General features: G+C 70.9%; 19 protein-coding genes. 11 read left to right on the forward strand and 8 right to left on the reverse strand.

The annotated features are described in order from the left end of the window. Window positions 1-69 precede the first annotated feature (69 nt). The gene (locus tag AB0C30_RS52650) at window positions 70-5,532 is read left to right on the forward strand and encodes a carboxyl transferase domain-containing protein (RefSeq protein WP_357958808.1); all 5,463 of its coding nucleotides are present in this window, start codon (window positions 70-72) and stop codon (window positions 5,530-5,532) included. Here AB0C30_RS52650 and AB0C30_RS52655 read toward each other — a convergent pair. Beyond that, window positions 5,529-6,392 carry an NAD(P)H-binding protein gene (locus AB0C30_RS52655; protein WP_357958811.1) on the reverse strand — a complete coding sequence of 288 codons (864 nt, stop codon included), beginning with the start codon at window positions 6,390-6,392 and terminating at the stop codon, window positions 5,529-5,531. The two genes, AB0C30_RS52650 and AB0C30_RS52655, sit on opposite strands and share 4 nt — an antisense overlap. A 130-nt stretch (window positions 6,393-6,522) precedes the next feature. Here AB0C30_RS52655 and AB0C30_RS52660 point away from each other — a divergent pair, with 130 nt between their 5' ends. The 6 genes from AB0C30_RS52660 to AB0C30_RS52685 all read left to right on the forward strand — a co-directional run bounded on the left by AB0C30_RS52660 (window position 6,523) and on the right by AB0C30_RS52685 (window position 13,434). After that, the gene (locus tag AB0C30_RS52660) at window positions 6,523-7,236 is read left to right on the forward strand and encodes a TetR/AcrR family transcriptional regulator (RefSeq protein WP_357958814.1); all 714 of its coding nucleotides are present in this window, start codon (window positions 6,523-6,525) and stop codon (window positions 7,234-7,236) included. Between the two features lie 619 nt (window positions 7,237-7,855). Further along, window positions 7,856-8,704: an oxidoreductase gene (locus AB0C30_RS52665; RefSeq protein ID WP_357958817.1), complete on the forward strand. Its 849-nt coding sequence runs from the start codon at window positions 7,856-7,858 to the stop codon at window positions 8,702-8,704. Next, complete coding sequence (locus tag AB0C30_RS52670; protein WP_357958820.1) at window positions 8,704-9,318, forward strand: TetR/AcrR family transcriptional regulator; 615 nt, start codon at window positions 8,704-8,706, stop codon at window positions 9,316-9,318. Before AB0C30_RS52665 ends, AB0C30_RS52670 begins: the two co-directional genes overlap by 1 nt. A 638-nt stretch (window positions 9,319-9,956) precedes the next feature. Further along, on the forward strand, window positions 9,957-11,141 hold the full coding sequence (locus AB0C30_RS52675; protein ID WP_357958825.1) for a DUF2786 domain-containing protein: 1,185 nt from the start codon (window positions 9,957-9,959) through the stop codon (window positions 11,139-11,141). 560 nt (window positions 11,142-11,701) lie between these two features. After that, entirely contained in the window at window positions 11,702-12,991 is a 1,290-nt protein-coding gene (locus AB0C30_RS52680; protein WP_357958828.1) for a cytochrome P450, read from the forward strand. Window positions 12,992-13,080: 89 nt separating this feature from the next. After that, window positions 13,081-13,434, forward strand: coding sequence for a hypothetical protein (locus AB0C30_RS52685; protein ID WP_357958832.1), 354 nt, complete (start codon window positions 13,081-13,083; stop codon window positions 13,432-13,434). On the opposite strand, the gene AB0C30_RS52690 is transcribed toward AB0C30_RS52685, so the two are convergent. From AB0C30_RS52690 to AB0C30_RS52715, 6 genes are all read right to left on the reverse strand, one after another. Then, window positions 13,431-14,252, reverse strand: a complete 822-nt coding sequence (locus tag AB0C30_RS52690) for a penicillin acylase family protein (RefSeq protein WP_357958835.1) — start codon at window positions 14,250-14,252, stop codon at window positions 13,431-13,433. The genes AB0C30_RS52685 and AB0C30_RS52690 overlap by 4 nt on opposite strands. Before the next feature lie 347 nt (window positions 14,253-14,599). After that, complete coding sequence (locus tag AB0C30_RS52695) at window positions 14,600-14,944, reverse strand: penicillin acylase family protein (RefSeq protein WP_357958838.1); 345 nt, start codon at window positions 14,942-14,944, stop codon at window positions 14,600-14,602. A gap of 7 nt (window positions 14,945-14,951) precedes the next feature. Then, complete coding sequence (locus tag AB0C30_RS52700; RefSeq protein ID WP_357958841.1) at window positions 14,952-17,171, reverse strand: FtsX-like permease family protein; 2,220 nt, start codon at window positions 17,169-17,171, stop codon at window positions 14,952-14,954. Next, on the reverse strand, window positions 17,168-17,860 hold the full coding sequence (locus tag AB0C30_RS52705) for an ABC transporter ATP-binding protein (RefSeq protein ID WP_357958844.1): 693 nt from the start codon (window positions 17,858-17,860) through the stop codon (window positions 17,168-17,170). The genes AB0C30_RS52700 and AB0C30_RS52705 overlap by 4 nt, the downstream gene beginning before the upstream one ends. After that, the gene (locus tag AB0C30_RS52710; protein ID WP_357958847.1) at window positions 17,857-18,384 is read right to left on the reverse strand and encodes a PadR family transcriptional regulator; all 528 of its coding nucleotides are present in this window, start codon (window positions 18,382-18,384) and stop codon (window positions 17,857-17,859) included. Before AB0C30_RS52710 ends, AB0C30_RS52705 begins: the two co-directional genes overlap by 4 nt. Before the next feature lie 51 nt (window positions 18,385-18,435). Continuing rightward, window positions 18,436-18,882 carry a MarR family transcriptional regulator gene (locus AB0C30_RS52715; protein WP_357958850.1) on the reverse strand — a complete coding sequence of 149 codons (447 nt, stop codon included), beginning with the start codon at window positions 18,880-18,882 and terminating at the stop codon, window positions 18,436-18,438. Between the two features lie 86 nt (window positions 18,883-18,968). Between AB0C30_RS52715 and AB0C30_RS52720 the strand changes: the two genes are divergently transcribed. Further along, window positions 18,969-19,970: a zinc-binding alcohol dehydrogenase family protein gene (locus AB0C30_RS52720; protein WP_357958853.1), complete on the forward strand. Its 1,002-nt coding sequence runs from the start codon at window positions 18,969-18,971 to the stop codon at window positions 19,968-19,970. 178 nt (window positions 19,971-20,148) lie between these two features. Further along, a complete protein-coding gene (locus AB0C30_RS52725; RefSeq protein WP_357958856.1) occupies window positions 20,149-20,541 on the forward strand; it encodes a hypothetical protein in 393 nt (130 codons plus the stop codon). Between the two features lie 36 nt (window positions 20,542-20,577). Here AB0C30_RS52725 and AB0C30_RS52730 read toward each other — a convergent pair whose 3' ends face one another. Next, window positions 20,578-21,162: a MerR family transcriptional regulator gene (locus AB0C30_RS52730; protein ID WP_357958858.1), complete on the reverse strand. Its 585-nt coding sequence runs from the start codon at window positions 21,160-21,162 to the stop codon at window positions 20,578-20,580. A 24-nt stretch (window positions 21,163-21,186) separates the two neighbouring features. Here AB0C30_RS52730 and AB0C30_RS52735 point away from each other — a divergent pair, with 24 nt between their 5' ends. Together AB0C30_RS52735 and AB0C30_RS52740 are read left to right on the forward strand one after the other, a co-directional pair. Further along, window positions 21,187-22,704: an MFS transporter gene (locus AB0C30_RS52735; protein ID WP_357958861.1), complete on the forward strand. Its 1,518-nt coding sequence runs from the start codon at window positions 21,187-21,189 to the stop codon at window positions 22,702-22,704. A 102-nt stretch (window positions 22,705-22,806) separates the two neighbouring features. Then, window positions 22,807-23,931 (forward strand): AI-2E family transporter, encoded by a 1,125-nt coding sequence (locus AB0C30_RS52740; RefSeq protein WP_357958864.1) that lies wholly within the window; start codon window positions 22,807-22,809, stop codon window positions 23,929-23,931. Window positions 23,932-23,945 lie beyond the last annotated feature (14 nt).

A 23,945-nucleotide genomic window follows, 5' to 3' on the forward strand; every position in this document is an offset into this window, starting at 1 on the left:
GGCAAGGCTGTACAGGTGCGGGGGGTGCCACAGGGAAGGCGCGCACAGTCAACAGGAGGGCTCGGTCGGGTGTTCAGTCGTGTCGCCATCGTCAACCGTGGTGAGGCCGCGATGCGGCTCATCCACGCAGTCCGGGAGCTGGCCGCGGAGACCGCGACACCGATCCAAACCGTCGCGCTGCACACCGACGTCGACCGCGCCGCCACGTTCGTGCGCGAGGCCGACCTCGCCTACGATCTCGGTCCGGCGTCCGAGCGCCCGTACCTCGATCTGAAGGCGCTGGAGCGCGCGCTGGTGGAGACCGGGGCCGACGCCGCGTGGGTCGGCTGGGGGTTCGTCGCCGAGGACCCGGCGTTCGCGGAGCTGTGCGAGAAGATCGGCGTCACCTTCGTCGGGCCGAGCGCGGAGGCCATGCGCCGGCTCGGCGACAAGATCGGCGCGAAGCTGCTCGCCGAGGAGGTCGGCGTGCCGGTCGCGCCGTGGAGCCGCGGCGCGGTCGAGACCCTGGACGCCGCCCTCGCGGCGGCGGCCGAGATCGGCTACCCGCTGATGCTGAAGGCGACCGCGGGCGGCGGCGGGCGCGGCATCCGCGTGGTCACGGACGAGGCCGAGCTCGCCGACGCCTACGAGCGCACCAGCCAGGAGGCCGCTCGGGCGTTCGGCAGCGGCGTGGTGTTCCTGGAGCGCCTGGTCACCGGCGCCCGGCACGTCGAGGTCCAGGTGATCGCCGACGGCCAGGGCACCGCGTGGGCGCTCGGCGTCCGCGACTGCTCGGTGCAGCGGCGCAACCAGAAGGTCATCGAGGAGTCGGCCTCGCCGGTGCTCAGCCCCGCGCAGACGGCCGAGCTCAAGGCGTCGGCCGAACGGCTGGCCGTAGCGGTCGATTACCGGGGCGCGGCGACCGTCGAGTTCCTTTACCACCCCGGCGACCAGCTGTTCGCCTTCCTCGAGGTCAACACCCGCCTGCAGGTCGAGCACCCGATCACCGAGTCCACCACCGGGTTCGACCTGGTCAAGGCGCAACTGCGGGTGGCATCCGGCGGCCGGCTCGACGGCGCGCCGCCGGTGGAGCGCGGGCACGCCGTCGAGGCCCGGCTCAACGCCGAAGACCCCGACCGCGACTTCGCGCCCTCCCCCGGCCGCATCGCCCGTCTGGACCTGCCCGCCGGGCCGGGCATCCGCGTGGACACCGGCGTCAGCGAGGGCGACACCATCCCGGCCGACTTCGACTCGATGATCGCGAAGATCATCGCGTACGGCGTCGACCGCGACGAGGCCCTCGGCCGGCTGCGCCGGGCCATGGCACAGACCACGGTGATCATCGAGGGCGGCGCGACGAACAAGAGCTTCGTGCTCGACCTGCTCGACCAGCCCGAGGTGATCGACGCCAGCGCCGACACCGGCTGGATCGACCGCGTCCGCGGCCAGGGCAGGCTCGTCTCCCACCGGCACTCCGCCGTCGCGCTGGCGGCCGCCGCCATCGAGGCGTACGAGGAGGAGGAACGCGCCGAGCGGCAGCGGCTGCTGTCCACGGCGTTCGGCGGCCGCCCGCAGGTGCAGCACGAGAGCGGCCGGCCGCTGGACCTCAAGCTGCGTGGCGCCGGCTACCGCGTGCGCGTCGCGCGGGTCGGCGCGCACCGCTTCCGCGTCGGCGTCCAAGCGGGTGACGACGTCCGCACCGCCGACGTCGAGCTCGAGCGCTTCGACCGGCACACCGGGCGGATCATCGTCAACGGCACCCCCTACCGCCTGCTCACCGGCACGCACGGGCCGATCCACCTGGTCGAGGTGGACGGCGTGACGCACCGGGTCAGCCGTGACGAGGGCGGCGTCGTCCGCTCGCCCGCGCCCGCGCTGGTCGTCGCCACGCCGCTGAAGGTCGGCGCCGAGGTCGAGGCGGGCGCTCCGGTGCTGGTGCTGGAGAGCATGAAGATGGAGACGGTTCTGCGGGCGCCGTTCAAGGCGCGGCTGAAGGAGTGCGTCGTCTCCGTGGGCAGCCAGGTCGAGACCGGTGCGCCGCTGCTGCGGCTGGAGCCGCTCGCCGACGACGCCGCCGAAGCCGCGAGCACCTCGGCCGCCGCGTCCGTCGAGCTGGACCTGCCCGCCGCGCCGGGCGAGATCCCGGCGTGGAAGCGCGCCGCGCGCGGCCAGGAGGACCTGCGCAGCCTGCTGCTGGGCTTCGACGTCGACCCGCACGACGAGGGCGGGGTGCTCGAGGACTACCTCGCCGCGCGCCGGGCGGCCACCGAGGAGGGCCATCGGCCGCTGGCCGAGGAGCTCGCGCTCATCGAGGTGTTCGCCGACCTGGCCGAGCTGAGCCGCAACCGGCCGGCGGGCGAGGACGGCGGCGCCGGCCACGTCTACAGCGCTCGCGAGTACTTCCACACCTACCTGCAGAGCCTCGACGTCGAGCGGGCCGGGCTGCCGGCGGCCTTCCAGTCCAAGCTCGCCAAGGCGCTCGGGCACTACGGCGTCACCGACCTGGAGCGCTCTCCCGAGCTCGAGGCCGCGGTGTTCCGGATCTTCCTCGCCCAGCAGCGCGCGTCCGCCGACGCCGCGGTGGTCACGACGTTGCTGCGCGCCTGGCTGCGGGAGTCGCCGCCGGACGAGACGCTGCGCGAGCCCGCCGGTCTCGCGCTGGAGCGCCTGCTGGCCGCGACTCAGGTCCGCTTTCCCGTGGTCTCCGACCTCGCGCGCGGCGTGGTGTTCGCCTGGTTCGCCCAGCCGCTGCTGCGCCGCAACCGCGCCCGCGTCTACGCCGACGTCCGCAAGCACTTGCGCCACCTGGACGCGCACCCCGACGCGCCGGACCGCGCCGAGCGCATCGCCGAGATGGTACGCACCACCGAGCCGCTGGTACGCCTGCTCGGCCAGCGGCTCACCCGCGACAACCTGGACAACGCGATCATGCTGGAGGTGCTGACCCGGCGCTACTACGGCAACAAGGGTCTGACCGGCGTCCGCACCAGCCAGGCCGCGGGCTGCACGTTCGTGGTCGCCGAGCGCGCGGGCTCCCGCGTGGTCTCCTCCGCGGTCGCCTTCGAGGATCTGGGCAGCGCGCTGCGCGGGCTCGCGGAGCTGGTCAGCGGTGAGGACGCCGTCGACGCCGACATCTATCTCGCCTGGGAGAGGCAGCCGGAGGGCTCCGAGGCGATGGCGGCCGCGCTGCACGAGGTCATCAGCGCGCACCCGCTGCCGAGCCAGGTCCGCAGGCTCACCGCCACCGTCGCGGGCAGCGGCGGCACGGTGATGCACCACCACTTCACCTTCCGCCCGTCGGACACCGGGATGACCGAGCAGCGGCTGATCCGCGGCCTGCACCCGTACATCGCGCAGCGGATGCAGCTGGAGCGGCTGAGCAAGTTCGACCTGACCCGGCTGCCGTCCTCGGACGAAGAGGTCTACCTCTTCCAGTGCGTGGCGCGAGAGAACCCGTCGGACGACCGCCTCGTCGCCTTCGCCCAGGTGCGCGACCTGACCGAGCTGCGCGAGCACGACGGCCGGCTGGTGGCGCTGCCGACGGCCGAGGACACCATCGCCACCTGCCTGGACTCCATCCGCCGCGCTCAGTCGCGGCGGCCGTCGGAGAAGCGCTTCAACACCAACCGGATCGTGGTCTACGTCTGGCCACCGAGCGGCATCACCCGCGCCGAGATCGAGATGATCGCCGCGCGCGTACGGCCGACGACCGTGGGCGCCGGCCTTGAGGAGATCCTGTTCATCGCGCGGCAGCGCGACCGGACGACCGGCGAGCTGACGAAGATGGCCGTACGCATCACCTTCGACGCCACCGGCGGCACCGACCTGACCATCGGCGAGCCGTCGGACGAGCCGGTCGAGCCGCTGGACGACTACCGGCAGAAGGTGCTGCGGGCCAGCAGCCGCAACACGGTCTACCCGTACGAGCTGACCGGCCGGCTCGGCGACTTCGTCGAGTACGACCTCGACGACGACCACGCGCTGGTGCCGGTCGACCGGCCGAAGGGGCGCAACACCGCGGCGATCGTGGCGGGCGTGGTCACCACGCCGACCCGCCGGCACCCGCAGGGCGTCACCAGGGTCCTGCTGCTCGGCGACCCGACCAAGTCGCTCGGCGCGCTGTCGGAGGCGGAGTGCCGCCGCGTGATCGCCGCGCTGGACCTGGCCGAGCGGATGCGGGTGCCGCTGGAGTGGTACGCGCTCTCGGCCGGCGCCCGGATCTCCATGAAGTCCGGCACGGAGAACATGGACTGGGTGGCCGCGGCGCTCAAGCGGATCGTCGAGTTCACCCAGGACGGCGGCGAGATCAACATCGTGGTCGCGGGCATCAACGTCGGCGCGCAGCCCTACTGGAACGCCGAGGCGACGATGCTCATGCACACCAAGGGCATCCTGGTGATGACGCCGGACTCGGCGATGGTGCTGACCGGCAAGCAGTCACTCGACTTCTCCGGTGGCGTGTCGGCCGAGGACAACTTCGGCATCGGCGGCTACGACCGCGTGATGGGCCCGAACGGGCAGGCTCAGTACTGGGCGCCCAACCTGGCCGCCGCGCGGGACGTGCTGATGTCGTACTACGACCACACGTATGTCGCGCCCGGCGAGCAGGGGCCACGGCGGGCGAAGACCACTGACCCCGTCGAGCGCGACATCTCCGACTTCCCGCACTCGTTGCCGGACAGCGACTTCACCACCGTCGGCGAGATCTTCTCCATCGAGGCCAACCCCGACCGCAAGAAGCCGTTCGACATCCGTACCGTGATGCGGGCGCTGTCCGACCAGGACCACCCGGTGCTGGAACGCTGGGCGGGCATGGCCGACGCCGACACCGCGGCGGTGCAGGACGTGCATCTCGGCGGCATCCCGGTGTGCCTGCTCGGCATCGAGTCACGGGCGGTGCCGCGGCGCGGGTTCCCGCCCACCGACGGCCCGGACACCTACACCGCGGGCACGCTGTTCCCGCGCTCGTCGAAGAAGGCCGCGCGGGCGATCAACGCGGCCAGCGGCAACCGGCCGCTGGTGGTGCTGGCGAACCTGTCGGGCTTCGACGGCTCGCCGGAGTCGATGCGGAAGCTGCAACTGGAGTACGGCGCCGAGATCGGCCGCGCGATCGTGAACTTCCGCGGGCCCATCGTGTTCTGCGTGATCTCGCGCTATCACGGTGGCGCGTTCGTGGTGTTCTCCAAGGCGCTGAACCCGAACATGACCGTGCTCGCGCTGGAGGGCTCGTTCGCCTCGGTGCTCGGTGGCGCCCCCGCCGCCGCGGTGGTGTTCTCCGGCGACGTCAACGTCCGCACCGCGGCCGACCCGCGCGTACGGGACCTGGAGGCTCGCACCGCGGCCGCCGCCGGCACCGAGCGCGCCGCGTTGACCGCGGAGCTCGACGAGCTCCGCGCGTCGGTCCGCGCGGAGAAGCTCGGCGAGGTGGCCACGGAGTTCGACCGGGTGCACAACATCCAGCGCGCGGTCGAGGTCGGCTCCGTGGACGCCGTGATCCGCGCCGCCGAACTCCGCCCACGCATCATCGAGGCCATCGAGTCGCGTCTGCGTTAGCCCTCTGTGAGCGCCGCTTTCATGACGTCCCGCAGGGGCGTCGGCGGGTGGCCGATCAGGTCGGCCAGCGCCGGGCCGACCTGGGCGAACTCGCCCTGCCTGCTGGCGGCGAACATGCCCACGAGCATCCGTGCCCGCGGCTCCGGCACGCCATGGGAGAGCAGGTTCGCCACGTACTGCTCGTCGGTGATGGTGACGCGCCTGATCGGGCGTCCGGTGAGTTCGGCGGCGATCTCGGCGACGTCGCCGAGGTCGAGGGCTTCGGAGCCGGTGAGCGGCGGGGTCGGGCCGTTGAAGCGGCCCTCGTCGGCCAGGACGATCGCGGCGGCCTCGGCCAGGTCGGCGTGGGCCGTCCAGGAGACCGGCCCGTCCTGCGGCGCGGCCAGTTCGCCGGTCCGCAGGGCGTCGCGCAACAGCATCAGCGTCGTGGTGGCGTAGAAGCCGTTGCGCAGCGAGGTCCAGGCGACGCCGGACTCCCCCAGCGCCGCCTCGGTGGCGGCGTGGTCGGGCATGGGCGCGAAGAGCGAGGACGGGTTCGCGCCCATATGGCTGGTATAGAGGATCCGGCGCGCGCCGGCCCCCCTGGCCGCCGTGATCGCGGCGCGGTGCAGACTGAGCGCCGTGTCGCCGGTGGCGGCGGCGGACACGATCAGGACCTGGGAGGCGTCCTCGAAGGCGTGGGCGAGGCTCGCGGGCTCGGCGTAGTCACCCCGGCGGACGCGGACGCCCCGTTCCCGCAACCACTGTGCCTTCTCAGGGTCGCGGACGCTCACCGCGACCTTCTCGGCGGGGACGCGTTCGAGCAGATCCTCCAGAATCGCCCGGCCGAGCTGTCCGCCGGCCCCGGTAACGATGATCATTATGACCTCCAGTTGTCGCCTTGCAGCAGAGTCGCCGGGGTCAGATAAACTCCCGCGCATCACTGCTAACGAGACGGACGTTATCACCGATAAATAGTGATGCTAACGCGAATCTGTTATCGTTGCCACCATGGATGCCGATGACGTCGACGCCGGGGGCGGCCCTCGCGAACGCATCCTCGCCGCCACGGCCAAGCTGCTCGCCGAGGGCGGCCGGGAGGCCGCGTCGACGCGTGCGGTGGGCGCCGCAGCAGGAGTGCAGGCGCCGACCATCTACCGGCTCTTCGGCGACATGCGGGGCCTGCTCGACGCGGTCGCGGCCGAGGGCTTCGCCGCCTACCTGAGCAGCAAGACCGACCGGGAGCCGACCGCCGACCCGGTCGAGGATCTCCGTGCCGGCTGGGACCTGCATATCGGGTTCGGCCTGGCCAACCCGGCCCTGTACCTGCTCATGAACGAGCCCCGCCTCGGGGACGTCGCCGCCCCGCCCGCCGCCGTCGCCGGCGAAAAGGTCCTCGCCACGCACATCCGCCGGATCGCCGAAGCGGGCCGGCTGCGCGTCAGCGAGGAACGCGCCGCCCACCTCGTCCAGGCCGCCGGCCTGGGGGCTACGGTCACCCTGATCACCATGCCCGCGGACCGTCGCGATCTGGAGCTGTCCGTCCTCGCCCGCGAGGCGGTCATCGCCGCGATCACCACCGACGCTCCGGCGGCCACGCCTCCAGGCCCGGTCACCGCCGCGGTTACCCTGCGCGCCGTCCTGCCCCGGACCACCGTCCTGACCGACCCGGAGCAGCGCCTCCTGGAAGAGTGGCTCGACCGCATCGCCGACCCGGCCACCTGACGGTCCCCCGGGGGATTCGTCACACAACCGTCTCGGTCCGTGGTGGCTGGGGTTCTTTGAGAGGGATGCCCCCTGCGGGGAGAGGAAGACAACGGTCGGTCGTGACGCGTCATGTACGGGGCCCGCCGCCCCGCACGCGCCCGCCTCGTGTACCACAAGGTGACCATGAGCTCCCTGGCCTTCGCTTCGGGCACCTAGGAATCGGGGCGACGGACTGGGGGACCTGGCGGCGTCGGACCTGGACGGCGGAGCTGAAGTGCTCGCACGCCGAGGCGCAGCCGCGGTCGGTGAGCACCACCAGCGGCAGGTTGAGCAGCGCGACGCTGTCATCGGGTCTGCATGGACTCGCACCTGCCGTCCACGGCGCACTGGTACGCCGTGACCTTGCCGCATCCAATTGGGAGGCCGAAGGGAGACCGCCAGTTTCGGACGCCTCCCCCACAGCCACCGCCCGAGGCACCAGAACGGCAGTGGTTTCGAGACCGCCCGCCGCCTGACCGAGGCCGGGGCGGTCCCGCAAGCACTGTCAGAATCTACGTGGTGATGATAAAAATCGACACTGTGTAGACTTTGAGATGGGGAGCAGTCCAACTCCTCGCGAGTCTCCTCAGGAGGAACAATGCAGAGGCAGAACTGGCTCATCACCGGCGTCAGCACGGGCCTTGGACGTGCCTTCGCCCAAGCCGCCCTGGCCGCCGGTCACACCGTCGTCGGCACGGTCCGCTCCGAGGAGGACCTGCGGGCCTTCGAAGGGCTCAAACCCGGGTACGCTCACGGCCGCATCCTGGATGTGACCGACGACGCCGCCGTCTCGAGTGTGATCACGGAGGTGGAACAGAGCGTCGGCCCCCTGGATGTCGTCATTGCCAACGCGGGCTACGGCCTGGAGGGCACCTTCGAGGAGACGCCGCTGGCCGACGTGCGGCGGCAGTTCGAGGTCAACGTGTTCGGGACAGTGGCCACGCTGCAGGCGGCCCTGCCCCACATGCGCCGGCGGCGCCGCGGGCACCTGATGGCCGTCACCTCCATGGGCGGGCTGATGGCCGTGCCCGGCATGTCCGCCTACTGCGGCAGCAAGTTCGCCCTGGAAGGCATCCTCGAGGCACTGGGCAAGGAGGTCGCACAGTTCGGGATCCATGTGACGGCGATCGAGCCCGGCTCCTTCCGCACCGACTGGGCCGGACGGTCCATGACACGCACCGCGCGGTCCATCGACGACTACGACGAGCTGTTCACCCCCATCCGTGAAGCGAGGCAGAAGGCCAGCGGGAACCAGCTGGGCGATCCGGCCAAGGGCGGGGAGGCCGTCGTGCACATCGCGTCGGTCGACCAGCCGCCGGCCCACCTCGTCCTTGGCTCGGATGCGCTGCGACTGGTCACTGCCGCGCGCAAGGCTGTGGACGAGGACATCCGCGCATGGGAGCCCCTCTCCCGTACGACCGACTTTGCCGAGGGTGCTCAGCTCTGATGCCCAGCCACCACTCCGCGCGGAGCCGGCGCGCCACCGAACGCAAGGGCGATGTCCGGGAGAGGGCCATTCTGGACACCTGCGAAACTCTACTGGTGCAAAAGGGCTACGACGCCATGACTGTCGGCGACATAGCTCAGGGCGCCGGTATCACCCGCGGCGCCCTGTATTTTTACTTCGGCTCCAAACAAGAAGTGGTCACGGCACTCGTGGCCCGAACCGTTGAGCATCTGTGGGAGCGGTCCCGGGCCACTGCAGAGACCGACGAGCCGCGCCAGGCCATCGCAGCAGCCATGCAGCGCACGGTTGAGCTGTGGGATGAGCACGGTCTGGTCATGCGCACGGCGATCGATCTGTCGTTGACCGTGCCGGAGATCGGCGAGCTGTGGAGCCACACGGCTGACCTGTTCATCACGGCCATCACCGCTGTCCTGGAACGAGCCGGCGTTCAGGCCGGCACCGAACCAGAACAAGCGTCAGCGATGGCACGCGCCCTGTGCTGGATGATCGAGCGGACCTTCTACCACGCCTCGCAGGAATCCCGCGAGAATTTACAAAAGGCATCTTCGACCTGCGAACACATCTGGCTGACCAGCGCCGGTCTCACCACCTGAATGAGGCATCTGGCCTGGAAGTGAAGGCGCAGACATGCTGGCGCCGGCACATCCCAGCCCGAGATCAATCTGATCGAGAACCGCCGTACGACCGCCTCGGGCGGGGTTCGGGGGCCGGGAAGAGTGGCCGCCACCGCGTGGCGAGGTCGAGGTGGGAGTTCATGTCCAGCTCGACTCGGCCGTAGGGGTTCACGTGGGTCCAGAACAGTGGCGACAGGGCCCGCCGGTCGGCGTCGGTGGGCCGCTTCTGCCACTCGCCGTACGTACCGTGCGGCCCAGTTCCTCGATCGCCCGGTAGGCGGGGTGCTTGGGCCCGCCGCCCCCCCGCACCGCCTTCAGCACCAGCCGCGCGGCCGCTTGGCGCTGTCGTGATACAGCTGCGGCAACACCGAAACGTAGGTGCCGGCGGTCAGCACGATGCTGGCACGCCCCAGCGTGCCCTGCACTGGGTGGCATAAGAGCGGACAAGCATTCTCCGCAGCTTGAGGACCGGGACTCAAGCCGACTTGCGCCGGTCGGGACGACAACACAGCCGGGGTCGGTCTGGACCTCGCCGCCTTCCGCCGCGCCGGTGAGCAGGGGACGGTGCTCCGTCACGGTAGGGTTCTGGCGGACTTTCTATAAGGTGGACGGCACGTGTGAGCAAGGCCAATGAGCTGATCGGCGCGGCGATGGAGGCGCTTGCCAGCGAGGATCAGGCGGCCTTCGACTCCGCTGCCGCCTTCCTGGCCGACCGGGACGACGCCGATCGCGTGCTGGTGGAGGTCGTGACCCGTGCGATCTCGGGGTTGTGGCGGAACGGCTGGCAGCCCGCCGACGTGGTGAGGATCGCGGCCAGGCGGCTGACCGACTGGCACGGGCGGGCGGCGGCCGACCTCATCGCCTGGGAGATGCGGGCCTATGAGCCGGCCACGGTTGATGAGCGCTGGCGCGACCAACTCGCCGGCTTGGAGGCCGCGGTGTGGTGGAAGGGCGGCTACCTGGCGGCGCGGCAGGCGCGCGACGGGGCCGGCCGTCTGGTGACCGTCTCCGGTGTGCTGGAACTGCTGGGGTTGCTGACCGGGCTGCCCCGGCTGGAGTCGTTGAGCCCGCCGCCCGGGGCCGCTCGCCGTACGGTCCAGGCACGCTCGCACGTGGTCAGTGAGAAGACGCTCGGGCGGGTGCGGGCGCTGCTTGCCAAGGCGGAGTCGACGGCGTACGAGGCGGAGGCGGAGACGTTCATGTCGGCGGCGCAGAGCTTGATGGCGAAGTACAGCATCGACGCGGCGATGCTGGACGCGCAACCAGGCGGAGGTGAGGCCCCGGCGGGCATCCGGGTCGGCATCGACGCGCCGTACGAGCAGCCCAAGGCCGTGCTGCTCAACCTCATCGCCGAGGCCAACAGGTGCCGGGTGATCTGGTCGAAGGAGCTGGGGTTCGCCACTGTGCTGGGGTTCTGGGCGGACCTGTCCTGGGTGGAGATGCTGTTCACCTCGCTGCTGGTGCAGGCGCAGACCGCGCTGGTGAACTCGGGCACCAGAAAGCACGGCACCGGCCGATCGAGGAATAAGACGTTCCGCCAGTCGTTCCTGTCGGCGTTCGCCTCCAGGATCGGGGAGCGGCTCGCCGAGGCCACGGCGGCCGCGGTCTCGCAGGAGAGCGCCAGCCGGGGCACCGACCTGGTGCCGGTGCTGGCGGCCCGCGAACAGGAGGTGGAGCAGGCGGTCGAGCGCATGTTCCCGAACCTGGTCTCGCATGCGGTCCGCACGTCCTGGGACCGGGAGGGCTGGGCGGCGGGCCGTACCGCCGCCGATCAGGCCAGCCTCGGGGCGCGAGACCGATAGCGCTCCGGGTGCGGGGGACCAGGCGCCCGTGTGGCCGGGTATCGCCGACTCCAGGGCCGCTCGCGGATGCGCGCCGCCGCGGGCCTCGCCGGTGTTGTCCACGTTCGACGAAGGCGAAGGCCGCGTACGCCATGGGGACGATCCCGCGCGCCGAACACCAGGGGATCCAATGCCGCGCGGAGACGACATCAGCGTGTCCTCTCGAGAGGCGGTCCGAAAGGTGGTCATGAACAGGGCCTCGATGCTTTCGTCGTCCCCTCTTGCAGCAGGCCCAGCCGCAGTTAAGGAGCTGGCACTCCCGGAGCGGTCCATCAGGCTGGAGCCTTGCCATGACCAGCGGGATACGTGATGCTTACTGACCTCTTATGTGAATCGGCCGAAAGCTCCCAGAGCGCATCACTCGTGCTGTTACGTCTGCACCGACGTGGCGACGGGAGCAACCAGAGAGGTAGTTCGTCCCCGTGACCCATGGCCCGTGGCCCCAGCAGCCTGCGCAAACATCACCGTCGACGCCTATTGAACCGCTGCTGACCAGGGAATACGACGCTGATCCCGCGCTCGTGCACGAGCGCCTGCGCGCCACGTACGGACCGGTCGCCCCGGTCGACCTCCTCGGGGTGCCGGTCTGGTTCGTCCTTGGCTATGAGGAAGTGTTGCGCGTCCTGCAGAACACGGGCGGCATCTGGAGCAAGCACGTCGACAGGTGGCAGGCCAACATCGAGGGGCGGCTACCGGCGGATTGGCCGCTGCTGCCCGTCTTCCAGGTCAACAGCTCGGCCTTCCAGGAGGGCGCGACGCAGCGCGAATTGCGGGGCGCGTGGACCAGCGCGCTCGCGCCGTTCCAGAACCCCGGCCACCTCCAGGCGCAGCAGTTGGAACGTTCGATCGTGCGGTACGCCGACGACCTCCTCGACACGCTGGCGGAGGGCGGTGCCACGGGATGGGCGGATCTGGCGGCGCAGTACGCGCGGCCACTCCCCCTGATGGTCGCCAACCGCATGCTCGGCTTCGCCGCCTCACGTGGCGAGGACGTCGTGATGGATCTCTGGCGGATGATCGACGCCGGGCCGGACGCGCCCGCGGCGTTCGAGCGGCTGTACGCGGCCATGACGGAGCTCGCGGCGAGCAAGCGTGAGAGCCCCGGCGACGACCTGCCCTCCTACATGATCGAGGCGAAGCCGGACTTCACGCTGGACGAGCTGGCCCGCGAGCTGCTCATGCTGCCCGGCCTGCTGGACTTCACCGCCAGCCTCGTTTGCAACGTGGTCGTCGAGGTCATCTCCAATCCGGATGTCCGGGAGAGCCTGTCCGTGGGTTCGATCGACGAGACGGTCAACCGGGTCGCCCTGCTCAATCCGCCGATGGCCAACCTGACCTTCCGGTTCCCGATGACGGACGTGAAACTGGGCAACTACACGATCGCCGCCGGGGATCCGGTCATGCTCTCGGTCGCGGGCGCGCACGCCGACCCGCGATTCGCCGGGGCGATCGATCGGCAGGCCATCCGCAGCACCCGCGCTCATCTCGCCTGGGGCGCGGGGCCGCACAGCTGCCTGGGTCAGCGGCTCGCGACCCAGATCACCACCATCGCCGTACGCCGGCTCTTCAACAGGTTCTCCAAGATGAAGCTGGCGCTACCGGCCGACCAGTTGCCCTGGCGCCCCTCTCCCTTCATGCGGGCGCTGCGGTCCCTGCCCGTCCAGTACGAACTCGCCAGCCCCCACGTCCCCGCGACCGCCCCCGCTCCCGTGGACGTGCAGCCGTCCCCGGCGGGTGAGGCCGCCACCGGTCAAGGGGCGCCCCGTTCCGCGCTGTGGAACTTCCTGCGCGGGCTGCGTCGCGGACGATAGACCCTTCAGGTGGAGGGGTCGCTCCACTTACCGTGCTACGGTATCCCGGTAACTGGATAACCCACTCCAGTTACCGGGATGGAGGATTCGTGCCCTACAAAGGACCCCTGCCGAAGCAAGTGGTCACCCGTGTCAACGCCTGCGCGAGCGCGCTGCGCTCCTCTCCTCGCTGGGGCAGGCTGGTGCGCAAACACCTCACGATCGTCACCTACACAGGACGTCGCTCGGGACGTGTCTTCAGCACACCCGTCGCCTACCGGCGGGCGGACGACGTCGTCACCATCGGCGTGCAGATGCCGGACGCCAAGAAGTGGTGGCGCAACTTCCTGGACGAGGGCGGCCCGATATCGCTGGACCTGGACGGCGCCGACCGCACCGGGCACGCGGTCGCCCGGCGTGACGGAGCGGGCCGCGTCACCGTCACCGTGCGCCTCGACGGCTAGAAGCAGCCCTCTCCCTCGGTGCAGCCGGGAAGCGGGATCGAGGCGTAGCGCTGCGCCTGGCCCGGAGTCAGCGTCAGGGGGACGCGGTTGGTCTGGAAGAAGAGCACGGCGTCGGCCAGGGCCTGCCGGACCGTCGGATCCTCGCCCTTGAGCCCCCGAGGGGTGGTCAGCGGACGCGCGGGATCGAACGGCACCCGCCAGGGACTGAACCTGGGCTCTCCCGGCTTGGTGGGACGCTCGAGCCGGGTGTAGAACTCCCGCCACAAAATGGCCCCCTGGCCGTCGAGAGTGGCACGCCCGTTCCAGTCGCCCAGCGTCCGGCAGGCCTCGCGCACGTTCACCCCCTCGCCTTCGGAGGTGGTCGGCTCGGGGTTGGCCCGGCACATCCGGAGCAGGTCCGAGCGCATGAGCTCGAAGGTGTGGTTGCGCTTGCCGTACGCGGTGGCCTGCAGCGTTTCCAGGGTGAAGCCGGGCGCGCCGAGGCCGTCGGCGCCGGATCGCCGCTGGGCGATCATGTCCAGGCTGACCCGGGGGCGCGGCTCCAGCTCGGTACGCGCCTTACCCCACGCCAGCGGATAGCCGGTCAGCGGTGCCGAAGGGTTCGTCATCCAGAAGGTGTTGTTGGAGTTGGCCACGTAGTCGGCGCGGGTCAGCCTGGGCTGCTTGCCCGGTCGGAAGATGCCGGGCACCACGGCGTCGCCGTCCTTGCCCCACCGGCACGCGGAAGTCGAGCCGTCCAGGACGTATGCCTCCAGGCCCGGGATGGGCGAGGGCTTGGCGCAGTGGCGCGCCTTGGCGCCGGTGGCATGGGGGACCACCGAGGTTTGACGTGCTCCTCGCCCTGAAGAGGCGGGGATTCCCGTGCTGCTTACGCAGCAGTCCGTGCCGCGTAAGCAGCACGTGCTGTGGAACAGGATGCTTGACGCCTCACTGACCCGCCTACCGGCAAGTCTCCACGTCCTGTCACCGCCCGTCCGGCGGCCTCGTCATACCGATGAATCCAGGAAGCGATCTCACGGCCAGCTTGGTTATCGCTTGCCCGTTCAATCACGGAAACCTTACCGTACGTGATTGAAGCGTCGCAAGCAGTTTCGATCACTGCACGCTCACGCCCCAGAGGGCACTCACACGTGGGCCTACACCATCCCGCCTGAAGACAGGAGCACTAGCCCGCATCTCGGTAGACGTCGCTGGACAGGTTGGTGACCGGGCGGACCGGGTCGTCGGACATGGCCGTGGCGCCGAAGTAGCGGGACCGCTCGCCCCGCATGGTCACCACCCACGAGGCCAGCACGCACAGGTTGTCCTGCGCGAAGGCGTAGCCGTACCCGAACCCGAGGCCGCCGTAATCCTTGGCGGAGATGTGCGGGATGCCGTACTCGGTGCGCCGGATCGTGGCGGAGTAGCGCTCGTCGGCGGCAGCGGCGGACGGCGCGGTCGCGTTCACTACCACGGAGGAGGCGAGCACGAACAGCGCGACCAGCACGGCCGGTCGCGGTATGAGCTTCATGTGGCTCCTATTCGAAACGGGCGTTGTCGGGCGCGGTCAGGCGCCTGAGCAGCGGCAGGCCGGCGAGAATCACCAGCAGGGAGGCGGTCAGGCCGCCGCCGACGGTCGCGAAGTAGACGGGGCCGGGCAGCGCCAGGGCGGCCTTCTTCATCGCGAGCTGGCCTATGAGCGGTTCGGCCACGCCGAAACCGGCGCCGGCGGCGAGCACGGCGGCCAGGACGAGCGGCAGCGCGGACTCCAGCAGCACCACCTCGGCCAGGGTCCGGGTGGGGGTGCCGGCCAGCCGCAGCAGGGTGAACGGCTGCCGGCGTTCGACCAGCCCGCCGCCGACCGCCACCACGAGGCTGCAGCCGCCGACGATGAGGGTCAGGGCGACGACGGCCAGCGCGATGTTCTGGCCCTGGGTGTACAGGGTGGCTCTGACCTGGGCGACCTCGGCGAAGGTCATCGGGGCTTCGACGGTGTGCTCGGCCAGCAGCGTGCGGAGCCGCTCCACCGCCGCCGGGTCGGCCGTGGAGATCAGGATCGCCTCCATGGCGAGGCCGGTGGTGGAGGAGACGGATCGGCTGCCGGCTCCCGCGACGGGCAGGATCTTGTCGATGGTGAGCGGGTTGTCGGCGCCGGCCACGCGGTTGAAGACGCCCGCCACGGCGTGCGCGTCCGCCGGGCACCGCCCGAGCACGGGGAAGCGGGCCAGGCTCGCGCATTCGACGGCGGTTCGCGGGGGCGGCGGGCCGTCCGTGGGCATAGGGGCGGCCGCCGGCTCCGCCAAGGCGTAGATCGGCAGTATGTCCACGCCCGGGAAGCCGCGCAGCCGGGCGAGCACATCCTTCTGCGCCTGCTGGGACAGCCCCGCGCTGCCGGGCCGGTCGAACTGGGCGCGCAGTACGTGGTTCAGCGCTCCCCCGGCCACGGCCCGCTGGCCGGACAGCACCGCGGGGACGATGCCGGCGAGCGCCGTACCGACGAACACCGCCAGCATGAGCCCGCTCACCGCGCGGAAGGCGGCCTTGGGGTCGGCGGCCATCCGCTGCGCGGCCAGCAGCGTCGCCGCGCTCCGGGTCCGCCGGGCGGCCAGGCGAGCGGCCCGCATCGTCAGCCAGGGACCGGCCAGGATCAGCCCGACCATGATCAGGGCGAGCCCCGCCACGGCCAGCACGGTGTCGAGGTCGTTGCCGCCGCGGAACACCGGGCCCGCGAACAGCCCCAGCCCGGCCAACAGCGGGATCACCCGCCACGCCCTCGGCGCAGGCGCCGCGCCCTTCCTGGCCACTCCGAGGGGTGAGATCCGCACCCTGCGCAGCGACCATAGGGCGGCGCCCGCCGCGGCGACCGGCACGCAGGCGAGCACGGCCGCGTACTGCCAAGGATGTGGGGCGATCAACTCGGGAAAGAAGCGGACACCGGTGATCCGCACCCCGGCCAGCGCGGGCCGTACGACCTGGAAGAGCGCCAGGCCGGCCAGCGCGCCGAGCAGCGCGCCCAATGCGGCGTCCACCGCGGCCAGCACGTTGATCTGCCGGGAGGTGGCGCCCACCAGCCGGATCGCCGCCAGGCGGGTCTCACGGCGGGCGGCCGCCAGCCGGGTGGCGGTGCCCACGAGCGCCAGCAGCGGGACGACCAGCGCGATGGCGCCCACGCCGAAGCCGAACCGGTAGATGTCGGCGTAGCCATCGGTCGCGGGCCCGGTGGCCACCGTGTCGACCTGCGCGGCGCCGGGCATGGCGGCGACCTGCCCCGATGTCCGCCCCACCACGATGGCCAGCTCGTCGGGCCCGGACAGCCCGGCCTCGCCGATCAGCCCGGCACGGGTGCCGGGGAAGCGATCGGCGAGTCGCTCGCGCGGCGCCGAATCCAGCAGCCTGGCCAGCGCGGGCGAGGCGTAGTACTGGCCGGGAGCGGGCATGCGGGACAGGCCGGGGATGACCGGTGCCCGGGCGCCGAGCGCGGCGGCGTCCAGCCTCGTGATCGTCTGGCCGGCGTAGTAGTCCTCGTGCAGGTTCCACAGCGCGCCGTCGGCGGTGGCGTCCAGGGCCCAGCCGTTGGGGGCGGTGCCGCGCGTGCATTCCCAGCACTGGCGGTCGTTGGTGGCCTGGAAGGCGTTGAAGAGTGACAGCGTGCCCAGCAGCACCGCGACACCGGCCGCCACCCCGCCGACGATCAGCGCCAGCCTTGCTGCCGCCTCCCTGCCGCTGCTCAGCGACAGCCGCAGGCCCAGCCGGATCATCGGACGATCCCGCTGGCGTACGGGTCGGTGACCCGGCCGTCGCGGACGACGACCTCCCGGTCGGCACAGGCGGCCACCCGGGCGTCGTGGGTCACCACGATCACGGTGGTGCCCTCCTGGCGGGCCAGGCTCACCAGCAGCTCCATCACGTGCTCGCCGGTGAGCGAGTCGAGCGCGCCGGTCGGCTCGTCGGCGAAGACGACCCGCGGCCCGGTCACCAGCGCTCTGGCGATGGCCACCCGCTGCGTCTGCCCGCCGGACAGCTCCCCCGTACGCCGGCCGCCCAGGTCGGCCAGCTCCAGCCGTTCCAGCCAGGAGGCGGCCCGCGCGTAGGCACGACGGCGGCGGGTACGGCCGAGCAGCAGCGGCAGCGCCACGTTGTCGGCCACGGTCAGCTCCGGCACGAGCTGGCCGAACTGGAAGACGAAGCCGAAGGCGCTGCGCCGTAACTCGCTGCGGCGGCCGTCGTTCAGCGTGTCCAGGCGCCGCCCGTCGAACCACACCTCGCCGCTGTCCGGGGTGAAGATTCCGGCCAGGCAGTGCAGCAGCGTCGACTTGCCGGAGCCGCTGGGCCCCATGACGGCCAGGACCTCGCCCGCGCTCACCGACAGGCTGGCCTCGCGCAGCGCGGGCGTGTTGCCGAAGGCGCGGCTGATGCCGTCGGCCCGCAGCACCGGGTTGACGATCATCGTTCGCGCACCGCCGCCGTCAGCGCGTCCAGCCGGGCCTGGGTGACGTCGATCCACCGCAGATCGGCCTCGAGGCGGAACAGCCCGTGATCGGCCAGCAGCGCGTCGACCAGGTTGCCGGCGCGCTTGATCTCGGTCAGCTCGCGCATGCGCCGCAGATGCGTCGCCCGCTGGGCGTCGAGGTAACCGGCCGCGTCGCGGCCCAGCATCAGGGCCAGCACGACCTTGGTGAACAGCACGGTCTGCAGGTACGGCTCGGCCGCCACCGGCTCGGCCAGCCACTCCTCGACCTCGCCCGTGCCCACCGGGGTGATGGCGTAGCGCTTACGGTCGGGCCCGTCGCCCGGCTCGCTCGCCCCGGCGGTGATCTTGCCGTCTCTGGCCAGCCGGCCGAGCGTGGAATAGACCTGGCCGAAGGGCAGGGGCTTACCGCGGCCGAAGAAGGTGTCGTAGTCGCGTTTCAGGTCGTATCCATGGCTCGGCTCCCGTTCCAGCAGGCCGAGCAAGGCGAGGGGGACGCTCATGGGACGCCACTATACCCCGAGGGTATATACGACGGGGATAACGACATCCACTCAGCCCGATGTGGGCCGGACCCCCACGACGGCAGTGGCGAGCCGGGTGAGCTGGGCGCGCTGAGCGGCGGAGAGGCGGTCGGTGAGCCCCATGACCCGGCGGCCGATCTCGGCGGCGCACCCCTCGGCGAACCGCCTGCCCGTAGGGGTGAGGGAGACCAGCACGGCGCGGCCGTCATGGGGGGAAGGCGAGCGCTGGACCAGTCCGCGCTTCTCGGCGCGGCCGACCAAGCCGGTCATGGAGGACTTGTCCAGGCCGAGGTAGCCACCGAGTTCGAGCATGCCGCACTGCCGGTCGCGCAGGATGCCCAGCAGCCTGATCTGGATGATCGACAGGTCGTGCTCCGCGCCGGCCTCGGACAGGACGCGCTGGACCAGGAAGGACAGCTGCACCAGGGCGTCCACCGTGTTCAGGGGCCCGTCGGCCGGGGTGGAATCGGTCGTCATGGGGTCAGCCTACTTGACCTAGTACGTGGCACAAACTACTTTCAAAGTAGTACGCGCCACAAACCAACTACGGCAGGAGAGCCCTCATGCGCGCCGCAGTCGTCCACTCCTTCGACGCCCCGCCCCGCTTCGACAATTTCCCGACCCCCACCCCCTCAGGGGAGCACGAGGTCCTGGTCGACGTGCTGGCCGCCGGGCTGCACCCACGGGTGCGCTCAGCCGCGAACGGCAGCCACTACACCTCCGACGGCACCCTGCCCCTGGTGCCCGGCATCGACGCGGTCGGCCGTACCGCGCAGGGCGAACTGCTCTACTTCGCCGCCCCCGACACCGCGCTGGGCACCATGGCCGAGCACGCCGTCGTCGACCGCCGCCGTGCCATCACCCTGCCGGCGGGCACCGATCCGGCCGCCGTGGCCGCGGCCATGAACCCCGGCATGTCCTCCTGGGTAGCGCTGCGCCGCCGCGTGTCCTTACCGCCCGGCGGTTCCGTCCTGGTCATGGGCGCCACCGGCAACGCCGGACAACTCGCCGTCCAGATCGCCAAACACCTCGGCGCCGCCCGCGTGATCGGCGCCGGCCGCGACCCACTACGCCTCGACCTGCTGAAGAGCCTCGGGGCCGACGAGGTGGTCAGGCTCTCCGACCCCGACCCCGGCTCCGGCTCCGGCTCCGGCTCTGACTCCCACGACGTCGCCGAGCGGCTCGCGCGGGCGGCCGCGGACGTCGACATCGTCATCGACTACCTGTGGGGCCGGCCCACCGAGCAGGCCATGCCCGCCCTGCTGACCGCCCGCTCCGACCGGTCCAAGGCCCTGGCCTGGGTCCAGATCGGCTCCATGGCCGGCCAGGACCTAGCCCTGCCCTCGTACCTGCTGCGCGCGGCGAACCTGAACATCATGGGCAGCGGCCAGGGCTCCCTGACCACCGCCGGCATCATCGCCGAACTGCCGTCCCTCGCCGCGGAGATCGCCTCCGGCGCCTTGGCCGTGGACCCCCTGCCCATGCCGCTGGACCAGGTCGAGCAGGCATGGAACACCCCGACCGCCCCCGGCCAACGCCTCGTGCTGACCCCTTCTCGCCGGTGATCCGTTCTCCGCGGAGCCGCCGCCGGGCGACCGGTGGCGTCTGAGGAGATCGCCGCCGCAGGCGTCCGGGATCCCAGAGCGAGTATCTAGGTGAAAGAGACTGGGCCCATGACGAGGACCCGGACTCCGTGATCTGGAAGTGATCGCGCCCCGACGTGGCGGCGGTTAACCTGATCATGTGACGGATGCGATCCCGGTCGAGCGTATGCCGACCGCCATGCGAGTCGCCATGTTCGTCCTGACGCTCGATGTGGCCTTCAGCCTCTTGGGGCTCGCCATCATGATCGGCACGGTCGCTTTCGCCTTCAGTGGGCCGTTTCTCCTACTGCTGCTCTACAGCGCCGTGATCACAGCGTTCATGTGCTGGCTGCTCGCCCGCTGGACTTCGCGGCGTAAGCTCGTCCGCTGGGGTGCCATCGCCGTCGAAGGGGTCTCGGTCGGTGGTTCCCTCCTCAGGAACGCGATCGACGGCGGTTTCGGCTGGACCACGCTGCTCCCGGCCATGCTCCTGCCGCTGGTGCTCGTCATCATGCTGCTCACGCCTTCGGCGGCCCGCTGGTTCGACCGCTGATGACATAGCGGACCGCGCAGGTTCGCTACAGCACGCTCAGTGGACGCCCGCTTGGCGGTCAGACGCTTGGCGGTTGGGTGCCTTGGGTGCCCAGAGCTGGTCGGCGTCGCCGGCGGCGAGCCGGCCCCGGTAGACGTCGATCTTGTGGTCGATGAGCCGGAGGTTCTCCTGCAGCTCGGCCATCTTGGCGAGCACGTCGGCGCGGTGGCCCTCCATGAGGGCGAGTCGTTCCTCCTCGTTGCCGTGTCCGGCGGAGACGAGTTCGGCGTAGCGCCGGATGGCCTTGATGGGCATGCCGGTGGCCCGCAACCTGGTGCAAATGGTGATCCACTCGAGGTCCAGCTTGCGATAGCGCCGCCGGCCGCCGGCGGTGCGGTCGACGGCGGTGACGACCAGGCCGGCGCGTTCGTAGTAGCGCAGGGTGTGCGCGCTGACCCCGGTGAGGCGAGCGGCCTCGGCGATGCTCAGGCCGGCGTCAGGGACAGAGCGGGTAGGGATAGAGCGGGTAGAGACAGCGGAAGCAGGGGCAGAGCGGGCAGGGCCGGAGCGGGCAGGCTCGGGTTCCGGCTGCGACTCGACCGGCTGCGGCTCGACTTCCGGCTGCGGCTTGACTTCGAGCATGCTCTAAATCCTAGCGTCGTGGTCATGAGTGACTCAATGCGGCCGAAGGCGACGGCCGTCGAACGCGGGCCGGTGTCGCGTGACGTGCCCGGCCTCAGCCGGCGCCGTCGATACCTGGTGCTCGCCATCTGCTGCGCCAGCATCATCGTCGTGGTGATGGACATCTCCATCGTCAACGTGGCGCTGCCCGCGATCCGTCACGACCTCCACACCTCGGTGTCCGGCCTGCAATGGTCGGTCGACGCGTACACCCTGGTGCTGGCCGCCTTTCTGTTGCTGGCCGGGTCCACCGCCGACCGGGTGGGCCGTCGGCGGACCTTCCAGGTCGGCCTCGCCGTCTTCGGGCTCGGCTCGCTGATGTGCGGCCTGGCGCCGAGCATCGGCTGGCTGATCGCCGCGCGTACGCTCCAGGCCGTCGGTGGCACGATGCTCAACCCGGTGGCGATGGCGATCACCGCCACCACGTTCCCCGACCCGGCCGAGCGGGCCAGGGCCATCGGCATTTTCGGCTCGATGTCCGGTCTGTCGCTGGGGCTGGGTCCGATCCTCGGCGGCGCGCTGGTCGACGGCTTCGGCTGGCGCTCCATCTTCTGGATCAATGTGCCGATCGTGGTCGCCGCGATCGTGTGCACGGCGCTGTTCGTTCCCGAGTCCCGCGCCGCCCGTGCGCGCCGCTTCGACCCGGTGGGCCAGACGCTGGTGATCCTGGTGCTGGGCAGCGTCGTGTACGCGATCATCGAGTCCGGCAGGTCGGGCTGGACCTCGCCGGTCATCCTCGGCCTGCTCGCCGTCGCCGTGCTCGGCGTGCTGGGCATCCTCGGGTACGAAACGCGCCGTGCCGACCCCCTGCTGGAGCTGCGCCTGTTTCGCAGTGTGCCGTTCAGCTCGGCGATTCTGATGGCGTTGTTCGCCTTGTGCGGGTTCGGCGCGTTCCTGTTTGTGACCACCCAGTATCTGCAGGACGTACGCGGCATGTCGGCGCTGACGGCCGGGCTGTGCCTGCTTCCGGTCGGCGGGCTGGTCGTGGTGCTGTCCCCGCTCACCGGGCGGGTGGTCGGAGCGCGCGGTCCGCGCCGGCCGCTGGTGGTCGCCGGGGCCGCACTGGCGCTGGGCGGCGGGGCGTCGCTCTGGCTCGTACCGGCCACCCCGCTGCCGGCCGTACTCGCGATCTATTTGCTGTTCGGCGTGTTCCTGGGCACGGTCAACCCGCCGATCACCAACACGGCGGTGTCCGGTATGCCGCGCTCGATGACCGGGGTGGCCGCCTCGTTGGCCTCCACCGGCCGGCAGACCGGCACCAGCCTGGGCGTCGCGATCTCCGGCACGATCGTCGGGTCATCCGTGGCTCACGGCGGCACGGCGTTCACCGGCGCGGAGCACGGCGTGTGGTGGCTGGTGCTCGGGCTCGGCGTCGGCGTCCTGGCCCTGGGACTGCTCAGCACCGGGCGCTGGGCCTCGGAGACGGCCGGGCGGGCGGCGGCGCTGTTCGAGGGGATGGACCGGGGCGAACATCCACAAACCGCCTCTCTGAGCCACCGCTGATCGGCGCTGGTGATCGGCGTCGTCCGATGCATGGCGCCACGCCTCGGCAAGCTGTGACCCCCGGCACGGTATGAAGCGAGGACTCCGGGCAGAGGAGCACCCGTGCCGGAACACTCTGATCCCCCTACCGCGCAGGCCCCGGGCGATGCCAGGGCCGTTCGAGAGGAACCCTCGCCGTTACCGTTCGGCCGCCCCGGCCGTCCCTTCGGCAGCAACCCCTTCCTCTTCGGCTTCACCGCCGCGCTCGGCGTACTGGCCGCCTGGCTGCTGGTCCAGGCGTTGACCGCCGCCGTCTCGATACTGATCTTGATCGTGATGTCGCTGTTCCTCGCGGTGGGGCTCAACCCCATGGTGGAATGGCTGGAAGAGCGGCACCTGCCGCGCTGGCTGGCGATCACCCTGGTGTTCGTCGCGGTGATCGCGTTCTTCGCGGTCTTCGTCATCGCGGTCGTGCCCGCCGTGTCCCAGCAGAGCGGCCAGTTCGTCGAGCAGTTGCCCACCTACATCAGCCAACTGCAGAACAACCCGCAGGTGCGCGAGCTCGATCAGCGCTTCGGCCTGCTGGAGCAGGCCCAGGCCTACCTCACCGGCGGGCAGGTCGGACAGCAGTTGTTCGGCGGGCTGCTCGGTGCGGCCAGCGTCGTGGTCAGCGCGGTCTTCTCCGCCATCACGGGACTGATCTTGACGCTGTACTTCCTCGCCGCACTGCCCTCCATCATCCGGGTCGGCTATCGGCTGGTCCCCAAGAGCCGGCGACCGCGCGTACAGATGCTGGGCGATCAGATCTTCAAAAGCGTCGGCGGGTACGTGGCCGGGAACCTGCTCATCTCCCTGATCGCCGGGGTGACCACGTTCATGTTCCTGTCGATCGCCGGCGTGCCCTACGCGCTGCCGTTGGCCATCATCGTGGCGATCACCGACCTGATACCGCTGATCGGCGCCGGGATCGGGGCGACCATCGCCATCTTGGTGTCACTGTTCGTGTCGTTTCCGGTGGCCATCGCCACGCTGGTGTTCTTCATCGTCTACCAGCAGATCGAGAACTACCTGATCGCGCCGCGGGTGATGAAGTCCTCCGTCGACGTACCCCCTGCCACCACCATCGTCGCCGCGCTGATCGGCGGTGCGCTGCTCGGCGTGGTGGGCGCGCTGCTGGCCATCCCGGCGGCCGCCGCCCTCCAGCTGATCACGGCCGAGGTGGTGCTGCCGCGCCAGGAACGCCACTGACCTTGCGGTTGTGG

The sequence above is a fragment of the Nonomuraea sp. NPDC048901 genome (assembly GCF_040649695.1).
GTDB lineage: Bacteria > Actinomycetota > Actinomycetes > Streptosporangiales > Streptosporangiaceae > Nonomuraea.

Coding starts and splice junctions, on each gene's coding strand:
- AB0C30_RS52655 (WP_357958811.1), bottom strand. CDS start 6,392: ATGATCATCGTTACCGGGGCCGGCGGACAGCTCGGCCGGGCGATTCTG.
- AB0C30_RS52660 (WP_357958814.1), top strand. CDS start 6,523: ATGGATGCCGATGACGTCGACGCCGGGGGCGGCCCTCGCGAACGCATC.
- AB0C30_RS52665 (WP_357958817.1), top strand. CDS start 7,856: ATGCAGAGGCAGAACTGGCTCATCACCGGCGTCAGCACGGGCCTTGGA.
- AB0C30_RS52670 (WP_357958820.1), top strand. CDS start 8,704: ATGCCCAGCCACCACTCCGCGCGGAGCCGGCGCGCCACCGAACGCAAG.
- AB0C30_RS52695 (WP_357958838.1), bottom strand. CDS start 14,944: ATGAAGCTCATACCGCGACCGGCCGTGCTGGTCGCGCTGTTCGTGCTC.
- AB0C30_RS52700 (WP_357958841.1), bottom strand. CDS start 17,171: ATGATCCGGCTGGGCCTGCGGCTGTCGCTGAGCAGCGGCAGGGAGGCG.
- AB0C30_RS52705 (WP_357958844.1), bottom strand. CDS start 17,860: ATGATCGTCAACCCGGTGCTGCGGGCCGACGGCATCAGCCGCGCCTTC.
- AB0C30_RS52710 (WP_357958847.1), bottom strand. CDS start 18,384: ATGAGCGTCCCCCTCGCCTTGCTCGGCCTGCTGGAACGGGAGCCGAGC.
- AB0C30_RS52715 (WP_357958850.1), bottom strand. CDS start 18,882: ATGACGACCGATTCCACCCCGGCCGACGGGCCCCTGAACACGGTGGAC.
- AB0C30_RS52720 (WP_357958853.1), top strand. CDS start 18,969: ATGCGCGCCGCAGTCGTCCACTCCTTCGACGCCCCGCCCCGCTTCGAC.
- AB0C30_RS52730 (WP_357958858.1), bottom strand. CDS start 21,162: ATGCTCGAAGTCAAGCCGCAGCCGGAAGTCGAGCCGCAGCCGGTCGAG.
- AB0C30_RS52735 (WP_357958861.1), top strand. CDS start 21,187: ATGAGTGACTCAATGCGGCCGAAGGCGACGGCCGTCGAACGCGGGCCG.